Origin of the sequence: Streptomyces sp. ID05-26A (assembly GCF_033794685.1) — a bacterium.
GTDB lineage: Bacteria > Actinomycetota > Actinomycetes > Mycobacteriales > Pseudonocardiaceae > Lentzea.
On record NZ_JARAYZ010000001.1, the window covers coordinates 1485960 to 1499817 of the forward strand.

Below are 13858 nucleotides of genomic sequence, written 5' to 3' on the forward strand. Positions count from 1 at the left end.
CTGCCGGGGAACCTCCGATGCCGTTCTCCGCGATTGATTAGTCTCAGGGTGTGACAACCATCGGGGGCCGCTACACGCTGCTGGAGCGCATCGGCAGCGGAGCGATGGGGGTGGTCTGGCGGGCACGCGACGAGGTGCTGGCCCGCGAGGTGGCGGTCAAGGAGCTCATCACCGGTGATCACCAGCGAGCGATGCGGGAGGCGCGCAACGCCGCGCGACTGCACCACCAGCACGCGATCGCGGTGTTCGACGTCGTGGGCAGCGACGACGAAGAACCGTGGATCGTCATGGAGTACCTGGCGTCGCACAGCCTCTCGGCGTTGATCGCCCAGCGCGGTCCGCTCAAGCCGGCCCAGGCCGCGAGCATCGGCGCCAAGGTCGCCTCGGCTCTGGCCGCAGCGCACGCGGCGGGGCTCGTCCACCGCGACGTCAAGCCCGGCAACGTCCTGATCGGCCACGACGACACGGTCAAGCTCACCGACTTCGGCATCTCCAAGGCGACCGGCGACGGCACGATGACCGACACCGGCATGATCTCGGGCACCCCCGCCTACCTCGCACCCGAGGTCGCGCGTGGTGAGCAGCCCGACGAGGCGTCCGACGTGTTCTCGCTCGGCGCCATGATCTACACGGCCATCGAGGGCGAGTCGGTCTTCGGGCCGAGTGACAACAGCTTCGGCCTCATCTACCGCGCGGCCAGCGGTCAGGTCCGCGACCCCGAGAACACCGGCGAGCTCACGCCGTTGCTGATGCGGCTGCTCTCGCAGGACCCGAAGGACCGGCCGACCGCGCAGGAGGCCGCGGACCTGCTGGCCTCCGAGCCGCAGCCGTCGCAGCCGCTGCAGATCCCGGAGCCGCAACGCAGGCTCAAGCCGCCGAACAAGCGGATCCTGGTGATCCTGGCCGTCATCGCGGTGCTGGCGATCGGTGGTGGCGCGGCCGCCGCGTACTGGGGCGGCACCGGAGACGGTGGCAACCCGGTCAACCAGGGCAACTTCCAGCCCCAGCAACAGCAGCCCCGCTACTTCACCGCGGCGGAGGCGTCCGGGTTCGTGCTCGGGCACTACGAGCAGCTCCCCGCCCATCCCGAGGTGGCGTGGCGGAACCTCTACGAACGGGCGACCGAGCCGCAGGAGAAGTACGTGGCGCGCTGGAAGGGCTACACCTCGGTGCAGTGCTCCGAGTCCCGCGTGCCCGTCCGGTCGCACGGCCCGAACTGGGTGGTGACCTTCAACCTGGCGCTGCAGACGGACCTGGGCGAGCAGAAGACCGGCGTCTACGAGGCCGAGGTCGCGGCGATCAACAGCGAAATGAAGATCACCAGCATCACCCAGATCAGCTGAGCGGCCGGTTCAGCTCAGCAGCCAGAAGCTCCCGCCACCGACGACGACGCCCATCACCGACCCGGCCAGCACCTGCGCCGTCGTGTGGTCGCCGAGCTCGACACGGGACCACGCCACGAACACGGCGGGCAGTGCGAGCAGCAGCCACCACGGTCCGTAGACGATCGTCAGCGTCACGACGGCGGCCCACGCCACGGCCGCGTGCAGCGAGATCTTCCACTTCAGCCCGAACGTGATCGCCATGCTGACGATCAGCGAGGCGAACATGCTGCCCGCCAGCGCGAGCATGTTCCGCGGCGCGTCGCCCAGGAACATGACCACCGTGCCCGCCGCCAGCGACGCACCCGCCGTGACCAGCGGAACGACCCGGCCTTCGCGGTTGGTCACATGATGACCGTCCCACTTCCCCTTGCGGGCGCCACGCACGATGACGGCCATCGGGATGACGGACGCCGTCAAGGCGACCACGAACCCCCACAGCAGCGTCTTCCAGACGCTTTCCGTCGCGAACGCCACCGCGAACGGCAGCAGGATCACCCAGACCCACGGCGCCAGCACCTCGGTGGCACCGCGGGCGACCTTGTTGATCAAATCCTCAGACCAGTCTGCGATCGGTGGCCCAGCGGGAGAGCTCGTACCGGTTGGAGAGCTGCGTCTTGCGCAGGACGCTCGACACGTGCGTCTCCACCGTCTTCACGCTGATGAACAGCTCGGACGCGATCTCCTTGTAGGCGTAGCCACGCGCGAGCAGGCGCAGCACGTCCCGTTCGCGCGGCGTCAGCAGGTCGAGCTCGGGGTCGCTGATCGGCGCGGCACCCGGCCGGTCGGCGAACGCGTCCAGCACGAACCCGGCCAGCCGCGGCGAGAACACCGCGTCGCCCTCCGACACCCGCACGACGGCCCTGACCAGCTCCTGGCTGGAGATCGTCTTCGTCACGTACCCGCGCGCGCCGGCGCGGATGACGTTGATGACGTCCTCGGCCGCGTCGGAGACCGACAGGGCGAGGAACGTGACCTCGGGGATCTTGGTGCGGATCTGCCGCAGCACCTCGGCACCGCCACCGTCGGGCATGTGCACGTCGAGCAGCACGACGTCCGGCTTGTGGTGCGCGATGCCCGCCACCGCCTCACCGACGCTGCCGGCCTCGCCGACCACGTCGATCTCCTCGGTGATCGTGTCGAGCTCGGCCCGCACCCCAGCACGGAACAACGCGTGGTCGTCCACCAGGAACACCCTCACGCTCACGTCCTGGCCTCCTGCTTCCTCGGCATTTCGAGCTGCACCTCGGTCCCCTCTCCCGGAGCCGTGCGCAGTCGCACCTCCCCGCCATGCCTCGTCATTCTCCCCCGGATGCTGCCCGCGAGGCCATGCCGGTCCTCCGGCACCGCGTCGGGGTCGAAACCCTTGCCCCGGTCGCGCACGAAGACCGTCACCTTGTCCGGCTCGACCTCGGCGTAGACGCTGACCTCGCCCACCCCTGCGTGCTTGGCAGCGTTGACCATCGCCTCCTTCGAGGCTTGGACCAGCGCGAACATGCCGTCCTCCAGCTCGCAGTCGCCGACCACGACCTGGGAGACGGCGATGGCGAAGTCGTCCTCCACGTCCGCGCACACCTGGGCGATCGCGACGCTGATGGAGTGCGGCTGTTCCCCCACCTCACGGCCGTAGAGCCAGCTGCGCAGCTCGCGTTCCTGACTGCGGGCCAGGCGCTTGACCTCGCGCGACGACTCCGACTGCTTCTGGATCAGGGCCAGCGTCTGCAGCACCGAGTCGTGCAGGTGGGCGGCGATCTCAGCGCGTTCCTCGGTGCGGATGCGCGCGCGCCGTTCCGTGTCGAGGTCGCGCACCAACCGCATCCACAACGGCACGGTCAGCACCGCGACGCCGACCAGCGTGGCGACGACGGAGAGCACGACGGTCGACAGGTTCTGGACGGAGTCGTTGACCACGAGGAACGCGGCGACCCCCGCCACGACCAGCGCGCCGCCCGCCACCGTCCGCACGATCCCCGTCCGCCCCTGCGAGAAGGCCCCGTCCCGCCAGCGGCGTCGCTGGGCCTCGTCCGCCTCGCGCCACACGACCGCGGCGCCGATGAGCGCCACCGCGATCGGCCCGGTGATCCACCCGCTCCACGCTCCCCCGAGCAGGCCGGTGAACACCGCGACGCCGATCCCGAGGGCGGCGAGGCCCACGGCCTGCTGCCACTCCTTGCGGTCCTTGTCGGTCTCCGGTTCCGCCACCGCCGACTGCGGCACGAACATCCAGAGCAGCGCGTAGGCGATGATCCCGATCCCGCTGAACGCCCCGAACACGGCGAAGATCGCGCGCACCCAGAAGACGGGCGCACCGAGGTGTTCCGCGAGTCCGCTCGCGACACCCGCGACCACCCGGCCGGTGCGTCGCCGGCGCATCGGCTCAATCCCTGCACTCACGGAACGATCGTCACACGTCGTGGCGAGTTGTTCATCAGGGATGACCCCGGTTCCGCGAATCAGGGCTGGTCCCTGATGTGGCGGAGAGTTCGTTCGAGCAACCTTGTCGGTGTGAGCGGGACTGAGAAGGCAATGCAGGGCGTGGCGGACACGCTCAGAGAGTTCTGGGCGCACCGTCCGGTGCGGCCCCGTGCAGGGCGCAAGCTCGGAGGCGTCGCCACCGGAATCGCCCTGCGCTACCGGATCGACCCGGTGATCGTCAGGATCGCGTTCGTGGCGCTCGCGCTGTCGGGCGGTGTCGGCCTGCCGCTGTACCTGGCGGGCTGGCTGCTGCTGCCGGAGGAGGGCGACGAGGTGTCGCCGCTGGAGGCCCTGACCAACAAGGGTTCCAGCTCGATGTCGCACGGCCAGACCGTGCTGCTGGGCGTCCTGATGCTCCCGACGATCGCGATCACCCTAGGGAGCAACAGCGGGTTCCAGGTCTTCGTGACGCTGGCCGCGACGGTCGCGGGCGTCTACCTGCTGCAGAAGAACCGCGGGCACCTGCAGCCGGCGACGCTCACCGACCCCGCCGCGCCCGCCGTGCCACTGGCACCGGGAGCACCGGCCTGGGACCCGCTGGGCGCCGCCCCGTTCGCGTGGGACCTGCCCGAACCCGCGCCCGCACCACAGGCGCAGCCACCGGCACCTCGCCAGCGCAAGCCGCGCGTCGGCCTGCTGACCATGGGCGTGGCGACCCTGGTGGTGGCCGCGTCCGCGATCGCCGGCGCATGGGTGCCGTGGTTCACCGTGGCGCACTCCATCGGCCTGGTGATCGCGGTGCTGGCGGCGGGCCTGCTGATCGGCTCGTTCACCGGCGGCGGCCGTGGCCTGATCTGGCTGTTGATCCCGCTGTCCGTGGTCGGCTTCGGCATGACCGCGATCGACTTCGACGGCAGCCCGACCAGGCTGAGCAGCTACAACGAGACGCCGAAGTCCGTGTCCGACCTGCGGGACCGCTACGAGACGAGCGTGGGCAGCGTGCAACTCGACCTGCGCCAGCTGCCCGACTCCGGCTCGGTGAAGACCGCGATCGAGGTCGAGCTCGGCGAGGTGAGGGTGCACGTGCCGAAGAACGCGGACGTGACCTACAGGTGCGAGGCCTCGTCCATCGGCGAGCTCGACTGCCTCGGCAAGCGGGCGGAGGGCAGCAGCGTGGACGTCAGCGGCCGTGACCTCGGGGAGAACGGCGAGGGTGGCCTGAAGATCGAGCTCGACGTGCAGGCGAGCGTCGGAGAGGTGAGGGTGCTTCGTGACTGAGCAGGGGATGCGCAGGCGGATCGACCCGGTGACGCTGGTCTTCGGGATCGGGGGCGGGCTGACCGCGGCGTACGTGCTGAGCAACGGGTCGTTCTGGTTCGACTTCCGGTGGGCGCTCGGGGGGACGGCCATCGTGGTCGGCCTGGTGCTGCTGACGAACTCGCTCAGACGCAAGACCCACGAATGAGAAAGGGCCCCGGTCTCCCGGGGCCCTTTCTTCTTGGTCCTACTCCCACTCGATGGTGCCCGGCGGCTTGGACGTCACGTCCAGCACCACCCGGTTGACCTCCGCCACCTCGTTGGTGATCCGAGTCGAAATGCGCTCCAGCACCTCGTACGGCAGGCGCGTCCAGTCCGCGGTCATCGCGTCCTCGGACGACACCGGGCGCAGCACGATCGGGTGCCCGTAGGTGCGGCCGTCGCCCTGCACGCCGACGCTGCGGACGTCCGCGAGCAGCACGACCGGGCACTGCCAGATCGACCGGTCGAGGCCTGCGAGGGTCAGTTCCTCGCGGGCGATGGCGTCGGCCTGGCGCAGGGTGTCGAGGCGGTCCTGGGTGACCTCGCCGATGATGCGGATGCCGAGGCCGGGGCCGGGGAACGGCTGGCGCTGCACGATCGTCTCGGGCAGGCCGAGCTCGGTGCCGACGCGGCGGACCTCGTCCTTGAAGAGTGCGCGGAGCGGCTCGACCAGTTCGAACTGCAGGTCGTCCGGCAGGCCGCCGACGTTGTGGTGCGACTTGATGTTCGCGGTGCCCGCGCCGCCGCCGGACTCGACGACGTCCGGGTAGAGCGTGCCCTGCACGAGGAACTTGTAGTCGCCCTCGGCCTTGAGGTCGCGCTCCGCCTGCTCGAACACGCGGATGAACTCGCGGCCGATGATCTTGCGCTTCTCCTCCGGGTCTGTGACGCCGGCGAGGGCGTTGAGGAAGCGCTCGCGGGCGTCGACGGTCACCAGGCGGATGCCGGTGGCGGCCACGTAGTCGCGCTCGACCTGGGCGCGCTCGCCGGCGCGGAGCAGGCCGTGGTCGACGAAGACGCACGTGAGGCGGTCGCCGATGGCGCGCTGGACCAGGGCGGCCGCGACGGCGGAGTCGACGCCACCGGACAGGGCGCAGATGGCCTTGCCGTCGCCGATCTGTGCGCTGATGCGGGCGACCTGCTCGTCCAGGATGGACGACGTCGTCCACTGCGGACGGATGCCCGCGATGTCGTGCAGGAACCGGCGCAGCACCTCCTGGCCGTGCGGCGAGTGGTGCACCTCGGGGTGGTACTGCACGCCGGCGAAGCGGCGCTCGGTGTCCTCGAACGCGGCTACCGGCGCGCCCTCGCTGGTCGCGGTGACGGTGAAGCCCTCGGGCGCCTTGGTGACGGCGTCGCCGTGGCTCATCCACACCGGGTGGCTCGCGGGGAGTTCCTGGTGCAGCGACCCGGCCTCGGACGGCACGCTCAGGTCCGTGCGGCCGTACTCGCGGGTGCCGGTCTGTTCAACCGCGCCACCAAGTGCGCGCGCCATCGCCTGGAAGCCGTAGCAGATGCCGAAGACCGGGACGCCGGTCTCGAACAGCTTCGGGTCGACCTGCGGCGCGTTCTCCGCGTAGACGCTCGACGGGCCACCGGACAGAACGATGGCCAGCGGGTTCTTGTCGAGGATCTCGCTGACCGTCGCGGTGTGCGGGACGACCTCGGAGTAGACCTGGGCCTCGCGGACGCGGCGGGCGATCAGCTGCGCGTACTGGGCGCCGAAGTCGACGACGAGAACAGGGCGGTTGCTGGTGTCGGACACGCCGCCAAGGATCTCATGCGTGGACGAGGAACTGCTGACCGGTGGCGGGCTCAACCAGGTGTTCAGGGTGGGTGACGCGGTGCGGCGGCCGGCCGGGCCGTGGGCTCCCCGCGTGCACGAGTTGTTGCGACGCTTGGCACCGCTGGGGATCGCGCCGGTTCCGATCGGGATCGTCGGCGAGCACGAACTGCTCAGCTACCTGCCGGGTGAGGTTGGCCACGTGCACCCTTCGGGCGATGTGGCGTTGATCGAGTCGGCGCTGCTGTTGCGGCGGGTGCACGACGCCACGGTGCCGTGGCTGACCGACTCACGAGACGAGACGTCTCGTCTCGGGATGGACCTCGACGGGTGGCAGTTCGCGGCGAGAGAGCCGGTGGAGGTCCTGCTGCACGGCGACTTCGCGCCGTACAACATCGTGTTCACGGACGGGCACCCGACGGGCGTGTTCGACTGGGACGGCGCGCATCCGGGTCCGCGCTGGTGGGACGTGAGCTGGGCGCTGATCCAGTTCGTGCTGGCGCTGCCGGACGACCGCGAACGGCGCACCCGGCTGTTCTGCGAGACGTACGGGATCGAGTACGTGGCCGAGCAGGTGTTGATCCGCTTGGACGACATGATCCACACGATTCGGGAGGATCCGAGGTTCGTCCTTCAGCGGGCCGAAGGGCATGTCGGCCACTACTTGGATCTCGTCAGGTACGTGCAGGCCACTAGGGCTTAACGTGGCCATATGGACGCGTTCACGCCACAACCCAGGCCGTGCTGGGTCGCCGGCCGCCCCGAGCAGGGCGAGCAGGCGTTGGAGGTTCTCCACCCGTTCGACGGCACCGAGGTCGCCTCGGTGGCCGTGCCGGGCAGAGATCAGGTGGAACGCGCGGTGGCGGCGGCCGCGGCCGTCGCCAAGGAGTTCCGGCGGACACCCGCGCACGTGCGAGCCGAGGCGTTGCTGCAGGTCTCGCGTTCGCTGGCCGAACGTGCCGAGGAGATCGCCGAGACGATCACCGCGGAGAACGGCAAACCGCTGAAGTGGGCCGCGATCGAGGTGTCCCGCGCGGTCAACACGTTCCGCTTCGCGGCCGAGGAGGCGCGGCGGTTCACCGGTGGTCTGCAGCGACTCGACACCGAGGCCGGTGGTGTGGGGCGGATGGCGATCGTCCGGCACGTGCCGCGCGGGCCCGTGCTGGCCGTGGCGCCGTTCAACTTCCCGCTGAACCTGGTGGCGCACAAGGTCGCGCCGGCGCTCGCGGTGGGTGCGCCGGTGATCGTGAAGCCCGCCTCCGCGACGCCGCTCTCCGCGCTGTTGCTGGGCGAGATCCTGGCCGAGACCGATCTGCCGGAGGGCGCGTTCTCGATCCTTCCCGTGCGCGGCAAGGACATGGACGCTCTCGTGCAGGACGAACGGCTGCCGGTCATCTCGTTCACCGGTTCGACGAAGGTCGGCTGGTCGTTGATGGAAGCCGCGCCGCGCAAGCACGTCGTGATGGAGCTGGGCTCCAACGCGGCCGCCATCATCTGTCCTGATTGGACGGACCTGGACCACGCGGCGCAGCGCATCGCGACGTTCGGCAACTACCAGGCCGGGCAGTCGTGCATCGCCGTGCAACGGGTGATCGTGGACCGGTCGAAGGTCGACGAGTTCGTGCCCAAGCTGGTCGCGGCCGTCGGCGCGCTGAAGACCGGTGATCCGCACGACCCCGAGGTCGAGGTCGGGCCGTTGATCGACGAGGACAACGCGCGGCGCGTCGAGGAGTGGGTCAACATGGCCACCGACGTCGGCGCTCGTGTGCTCCTGGGTGGCAAGCGGACCGGGGCGACGGTCGAGCCGACCGTGCTCACCGACGTGCCGAAGACCGCCAAGGTGTGGACCGAGGAGATCTTCGGACCGGTGCTCGTGGTGTCCGTCGCGGACAGCGTCGAGGACGCGTTCGCGCAGGCCAACGACTCCAAGTACGGGTTGCAGGCTGGGGTGTTCACCCGCGACGTGCAGGTGGCGTTCGAGGCCGCGGCCGAACTGGAGGTCGGTGGCGTGATCATCGGTGACGTGCCGTCCTACCGGGCCGACCAGATGCCGTACGGCGGCGTGAAGGGGTCGGGCACCGGACGTGAGGGCGTCCGGTCGGCGATGGAGGACTTCACCGAAGAACGCGTGACGGTCCTGACAGGCATCCAGTTGTAGGCATCGGGGATCGCCGGGGTCCTCACCAGCCGAGCGCACGCCGTTTCGCCTGGTCGTCGTCACGGTGTGCGGCGACGTGCCCGTCCGGCCTGATCAGCCACCCGTCCCGAACGGTGAAGCCCGGCCCCGCGGTGCGTGAGTGCGGGACCAGCTCGCCGCCGTCCGTCGTGAGGGCCGAGGCCGCGTAGGAGAACGGCGTGAAGAGCTTGCCCGAGTCGATGCCCTCGCCCGTTTCGAGGGCTCGGCGCCGGTGCGCGCGCTCTTCTTCGTTCCCCGGCACCAGGAATCGCATGGTGTCGCCGGTGATGCGGAGGTTCTCGTCGGCGGCGGCACCGCGTTCGGCGTTATAGGAGGCGAGCAGGTGCGGGCCTGCCTCGCCGGTGCGGTCGGCGGCGATCTTCCAGGCCGCGTTGTCGGCGTCGCAGAGCCCCGAGTTCAGGCCCCTCGCACCGAACGGGCTCATCACGTGGGCGGCGTCGCCCGCGAGCAGGACTCTGTTGTCGCGCAGGGTTTTCGCCCGGCGCTGGTGGAAGCGGTAGGTCGACTGCCAGACGACCTCGTACGGCCGGTCGCCGACGATCGCGCGGACGTGGGTGTCGGTGAGCCGGACGTCCTCGGCGACCTGCCAGTCGATCCGCCACACGCCGTTCGGCTGCGGGTGCAGGAGGACCTGACGGCCCGGGTTCCACGGCGGGTCGAAGTAGAAGCGGCGCTCAGGTGTCTCGAAGTCCAGGTCGACGCGGACGTCGGCGATGATGAACCTGTCGTCGAACGAGAAACCCTCGAACGGGATGCCCAGCAGCTGCCTGACCGTCGAGTGCACGCCGTCGGCCGCGATGCAGTGGCTCGCCCTGATTCCGTCCGATGTAGACACTCCCTCGTCGTCCTGGGTCAGTCCGGCGAGAGCGTGCCCGTAGCGGAGTTCGATCAACGGTTCGGCGCGGACCCGTTCCTCCAGCAGCCGCTCGACGACGGTCTGCGGGGTGTTCACGAACGGCGGGAAACCCTCGCCCTCCGGGAAGGTGAGGGTCAGCACCTCGCGGTCGCGGTGGTAGGTGCGGCCGGTGTACCAGGTGACACCCGCGTCGGCGACGGCCTGCCCGACGCCGATCCGTTCCAGGATCTCCAGGACGTCGCGCTGCACGCAGATCGAACGGCTGCCCGTCTGCGCGCGCATCGGTTCCTTCTCGAGCACGATGCTCGGCACACCGGCCCTCGCGAGGAACAGCGCCGAGGCCAGCCCCACCGGTCCGGCCCCGACCACCAGGACCGTCACTGCAGGGCGTCCCAGACGGCGCGGTCGCGTTCGGCGGTCCAGATCTCCGGCCAGTCCTTGCCGTCGCACTCGTCCCAGTAGCGCTTCACGTCGAACGGCAGGCAGTGCTCGAAGATCGGCCAGCGCCCGTAGCGGCCTTCGAGCGTCCTGTGCGCCAGTTCGAACGCCTGCTTGAGCGTGCCGCCCTCAGCGTGGACCCCGCCGACCGTGCGGCGCAGTTCGTTGAGGAAGTGCCTGCTCTGGTTGATCGCGGCCTCGACCTCCATGCGGTCACGGGCGACCTTGCCGCGCCCGCCGACCAGGACCTCGGCACCCAGGTCCTCGATCTCGTCCAAAGTGGACGTCGCCCACTCGTCGTGGAACGCGTCACCGGTGTAGAGCGCGGCCTGCGACTCGACCAGGTCACCCGCGAACAGGATGCGTTGCTGCGGCAGCCACGCCACGATGTCGCCGGCCGTGTGCCCGCGCCCGAGGAACTGCAGCACCAGGTCACCGCGCTCGTCGCCGAGCGGGATCGTCATGCGGTCGGAGAACGTCAGCGTCGGCCAGGTCAGGCCGGGGATCTCCTCCGGCTGCTCGAAGAGCCGCGGCATCCGGCCGAACTCGCTGTCCCAGTCCTGCTGCCCACGCTCGGCGATCAGCACGCGTGTCATCTCGTGCGCGACGATCTCCTGGGCCTCGAACGCGCTGGCCCCGAGCGTGCGCACGGCGTGGTAGTGGCTGAGCACGAGGTACCGCACCGGCTTCTTGGTGTGCTTGCGCAGCTGCGCGAGCCACCTCCTGGCGGCCGCGGGTGTCGCGCGCGCCTCGAAGCAGATCAGGAAGTCCTCGGCCTCGATGGCCGCGACGTTGGGGTCACCTTCGGCGGTCAGGGTGTAGACGCCCTCGGCGAGCTCGACGAAGACCTCGTCCTTGGGGGCGAGGTCAGCGCTGGAGGCAAACGGCTTTTTGGCCATGCCTCCACCGTGTCAGGACGCCTTCACGATCGGCAACCGCAAAGCGGCTGGAGCTTGATCGGGAACCGCCGGGTTCTTCGGCTTCGTCGGGTTGATCCGCTTGTAGGGCTGTTCCTGGGCGGGCCGCTGGTCCTGCTCGCCCTTGTTCGGCCACAGCGAGAACGCCCTTTCGGCCTGCGCGGTGATCGTGAGGCTCGGGTTCACGCCGAGGTTCGCACTGATCGCCGATCCGTCCACAACGGACAGTCCGGGGTAGTTGAAAACCCGGTGGTACGGGTCGATCACGCCCTGGGTCTCGTCCGCCGCGATGGCGCAACCGCCGATGAAGTGCGCGGTCAGCGGGATGTTGAACAGCTCGCCCCACGTGCCGCCGGCCATGCCGTCGATGTGTTTGGCGGCCAGCAGGTTCGCCTCGTGCCCGGCCGGGATGAACGCCGGGTTCGGCTCGCCGTGCCCCTGCTTGCTGGTGAGCTTGCCGCGCTTGAGGAACGTGGTGATGGAGTTGTCGAGGCTCTGCATGACCAGCAGGATCACGGTCCGCTCGCTCCAGCGGTGCACGCTGAGCAGCCGCAGCAACCGGAGCGGGTGCCGCACGGCCTGTTTGATGAACTGCAGCCACCGCGGCGTGCTCAGCGCCCCGTCCGTGGCGAGGGTCTGCAACATGCCCATGGCGTTGCTGCCCTTGCCGTACCGGACGGGCTCGATGTGCGTGATCTCGTCGGGGTGGATGGAGCTCGTGATCGCGACGCCCTGCGTGAAGTCGGTCTTCGGGTCGACCGTGTACCGCGCGGCACCGATGATCGACTCGGAGTTGGTGCGGGTGAGCTCGCCGAGCTTGCCGGAGATCTTCGGCAACGTGCTGGCCTTCGCCTTGTGCAGCAACTGCTGCGTGCCCCACGTGCCGGCGGCGATCACGACCTGGCCGGCGGTGAACGACCTGGTCGCCTTGCCACCGGTCATCTTCGTGTCGACGGTCCAGGTTCCGCCGGACTCGGTGAGCCGCGTGACCGTGGTCAGCGGGAAGACCTGGGCGCCGAGCTTCTCCGCGAGGTACAGGTAGTTCTTGACCAGCGTGTTCTTGGCGCCGACCCGGCATCCCGACATGCAGCTGCCGCACTCGGTGCAGCCGGTGCGCTCCGGCCCGGCGCCCCCGAAGTACGGGTCCGCGGCCTTCTTGCCGGGCTCGCCGAAGAACACGCCGACGGGCGTCGCGTGGTAGCTGTCCTCGACCCCCATGTCCTTCGCGACCTTCTGCATGACGACGTCGCTCGGGGTCGTCGTGGGGTTCGTGACGACGCCCAGCATCCGGCTCGCCTGGTCGTAGAACGGCTCCAGCTCGTCCTGCCAGTCGGTGATGTGCGCCCACTGCCGGTCCTCGTAGAACGGCTTGAGAGGCCGGTACAGCGTGTTCGCGTAGACGAGACTCCCACCGCCGACACCCGCACCCGCGAGCACCATGACGTTGCGCAGCGTGTGGATGCGCTGGATGCCGAAGCACTTGAGCTGGGGCGCCCACAGGTACCTGCGGAGGTCCCAGCTGGTCTTGGCGAACTCGTCGTCGGCGAACCGGCGCCCCGCCTCCAGGACGGCGACGCGGTAGCCCTTCTCGGTCAGGCGGAGCGCGGCCACGCTTCCGCCGAACCCGGAGCCGACGATGACGACATCGAAGTTACCGGCGAGTTCACCCATGGATCGGAGAGTAGGCGTTACTTCCGGTAACGCCTAGTCCCCTATCGGTTCAGACGGCCGAGGAGCGCTCATGAACGCGGCCCAGAGGTCCACCGCCTGCTCCAGGCTCAACGCCGCGACCTGCTCCAGAGGAATCCCGGCGGTGTGCACGAGCCGCTGCGCCAGCCAGTCGGGGACAGGCTCCCGGGGCGCGGTCTGCTCGACGGCCACGCCACCCGCGAGGCGGCCGAGCCTGCTGATCACGTCGGCCAGCCTGGCAAGTGTGGACCCCTCCTCGGCCACCGAAGCGACCCTCGCCGACGCTTCGGCGTAGACCTCGGCATCCGAGCGCACGCCCACGCACCAGACTTCGCAGACTTCGACAGCACCATCAGAGGCGATCCGGTAAACGACCCTCCAGTGGTTGCGACCGACCACCAGCTTGCGAAATCCGGTCAGTTCGCCACCGAGCGGATGCCCGGCCCCCGGGTCGTCGAACAGAATCTGGATCTTCTTGAGGACCTTGGGCACGACATCTGGGCCAAGGCGTCGCAGGTCGTCGATGGCCGCGTCGGTGAACAGGACTTCAGCCATCGAGTGAGTCGTCGTCCTCCACCGCCGCCAGCGACTCACGGGTGTGCCCGAACGCTGTCAGCACGTCGTCGAAGGACGTGCGCCTACCCGAGTCAGCAGCCGATCGAGCCAGCACGAGTGCCAGATCCCTCAGGTCTGCCGCTGCTTCGTCGATCTCGGCCAGGCGGCTCACCGGCACAACGGCCGCCACCGGACGGCTGTGCCGCGTCACGACCACAGGTCCACCCTGTTCAGCGTCGGCGACAAGCCCGGCGACGCCACGCTTCGTGGCTTCCGTGACGGTCAGCTCGCGAGCGTCGTGGATTGCGGTCATGCACCAAACTGTAC

General features: G+C 69.5%; 14 protein-coding genes. 5 read left to right on the forward strand and 9 right to left on the reverse strand.

The features are described 5' to 3' along the window. Window positions 1-50: 50 nt before the first annotated feature. Entirely contained in the window at window positions 51-1343 is a 1293-nt protein-coding gene (locus tag PV646_RS07180) for a serine/threonine-protein kinase (RefSeq protein WP_500340689.1), read from the forward strand. A 9-nt stretch (window positions 1344-1352) separates the two neighbouring features. Here the strand turns inward: PV646_RS07180 and PV646_RS07185 are convergent, their stop codons facing one another. The 3 genes from PV646_RS07185 to PV646_RS07195 are packed head-to-tail and all read right to left on the reverse strand — an operon-like array spanning window position 1353 to window position 3776. Continuing rightward, window positions 1353-1934: a hypothetical protein gene (locus PV646_RS07185; RefSeq protein WP_500340690.1), complete on the reverse strand. Its 582-nt coding sequence runs from the start codon at window positions 1932-1934 to the stop codon at window positions 1353-1355. A gap of 4 nt (window positions 1935-1938) precedes the next feature. Then, complete coding sequence (locus PV646_RS07190; protein WP_500340691.1) at window positions 1939-2589, reverse strand: response regulator; 651 nt, start codon at window positions 2587-2589, stop codon at window positions 1939-1941. After that, window positions 2586-3776, reverse strand: coding sequence for a PspC domain-containing protein (locus PV646_RS07195; protein ID WP_500340692.1), 1191 nt, complete (start codon window positions 3774-3776; stop codon window positions 2586-2588). Before PV646_RS07195 ends, PV646_RS07190 begins: the two co-directional genes overlap by 4 nt. A 111-nt stretch (window positions 3777-3887) precedes the next feature. On the opposite strand from PV646_RS07195, the gene PV646_RS07200 reads away from it, so the two are divergent. Both PV646_RS07200 and PV646_RS07205 read left to right on the forward strand, forming a co-directional pair. Continuing rightward, window positions 3888-5075 (forward strand): PspC domain-containing protein, encoded by a 1188-nt coding sequence (locus PV646_RS07200; protein ID WP_500340693.1) that lies wholly within the window; start codon window positions 3888-3890, stop codon window positions 5073-5075. After that, window positions 5068-5262, forward strand: coding sequence for a hypothetical protein (locus PV646_RS07205; protein WP_500340694.1), 195 nt, complete (start codon window positions 5068-5070; stop codon window positions 5260-5262). The genes PV646_RS07200 and PV646_RS07205 overlap by 8 nt, the downstream gene beginning before the upstream one ends. 39 nt (window positions 5263-5301) lie before the next feature. Here the strand turns inward: PV646_RS07205 and guaA are convergent, their stop codons facing one another. Continuing rightward, window positions 5302-6861 carry a glutamine-hydrolyzing GMP synthase gene (gene guaA, locus PV646_RS07210; protein WP_500340695.1) on the reverse strand — a complete coding sequence of 520 codons (1560 nt, stop codon included), beginning with the start codon at window positions 6859-6861 and terminating at the stop codon, window positions 5302-5304. 19 nt (window positions 6862-6880) lie between these two features. On the opposite strand from guaA, the gene PV646_RS07215 reads away from it, so the two are divergent. Both PV646_RS07215 and PV646_RS07220 read left to right on the forward strand, forming a co-directional pair. Next, window positions 6881-7582 carry an aminoglycoside phosphotransferase family protein gene (locus PV646_RS07215; RefSeq protein WP_500340696.1) on the forward strand — a complete coding sequence of 234 codons (702 nt, stop codon included), beginning with the start codon at window positions 6881-6883 and terminating at the stop codon, window positions 7580-7582. A gap of 9 nt (window positions 7583-7591) precedes the next feature. Beyond that, the gene (locus PV646_RS07220; RefSeq protein WP_500340697.1) at window positions 7592-9037 is read left to right on the forward strand and encodes an aldehyde dehydrogenase family protein; all 1446 of its coding nucleotides are present in this window, start codon (window positions 7592-7594) and stop codon (window positions 9035-9037) included. Between the two features lie 22 nt (window positions 9038-9059). Here PV646_RS07220 and PV646_RS07225 read toward each other — a convergent pair whose 3' ends face one another. The 5 genes from PV646_RS07225 to PV646_RS07245 are packed head-to-tail and all read right to left on the reverse strand — an operon-like array spanning window position 9060 to window position 13844. Beyond that, window positions 9060-10313: an FAD-dependent monooxygenase gene (locus PV646_RS07225; protein ID WP_500340698.1), complete on the reverse strand. Its 1254-nt coding sequence runs from the start codon at window positions 10311-10313 to the stop codon at window positions 9060-9062. Further along, window positions 10310-11269 carry an MBL fold metallo-hydrolase gene (locus tag PV646_RS07230; RefSeq protein WP_500340699.1) on the reverse strand — a complete coding sequence of 320 codons (960 nt, stop codon included), beginning with the start codon at window positions 11267-11269 and terminating at the stop codon, window positions 10310-10312. The genes PV646_RS07225 and PV646_RS07230 overlap by 4 nt, the downstream gene beginning before the upstream one ends. Before the next feature lie 12 nt (window positions 11270-11281). Beyond that, the gene (locus PV646_RS07235) at window positions 11282-12958 is read right to left on the reverse strand and encodes an FAD-dependent oxidoreductase (protein ID WP_500340700.1); all 1677 of its coding nucleotides are present in this window, start codon (window positions 12956-12958) and stop codon (window positions 11282-11284) included. Window positions 12959-12991: 33 nt separating this feature from the next. Further along, a complete protein-coding gene (locus PV646_RS07240) occupies window positions 12992-13531 on the reverse strand; it encodes a type II toxin-antitoxin system RelE family toxin (RefSeq protein ID WP_500340701.1) in 540 nt (179 codons plus the stop codon). Continuing rightward, window positions 13524-13844: a type II toxin-antitoxin system Phd/YefM family antitoxin gene (locus tag PV646_RS07245; protein ID WP_500340702.1), complete on the reverse strand. Its 321-nt coding sequence runs from the start codon at window positions 13842-13844 to the stop codon at window positions 13524-13526. Before PV646_RS07245 ends, PV646_RS07240 begins: the two co-directional genes overlap by 8 nt. Window positions 13845-13858: the final 14 nt, after the last annotated feature.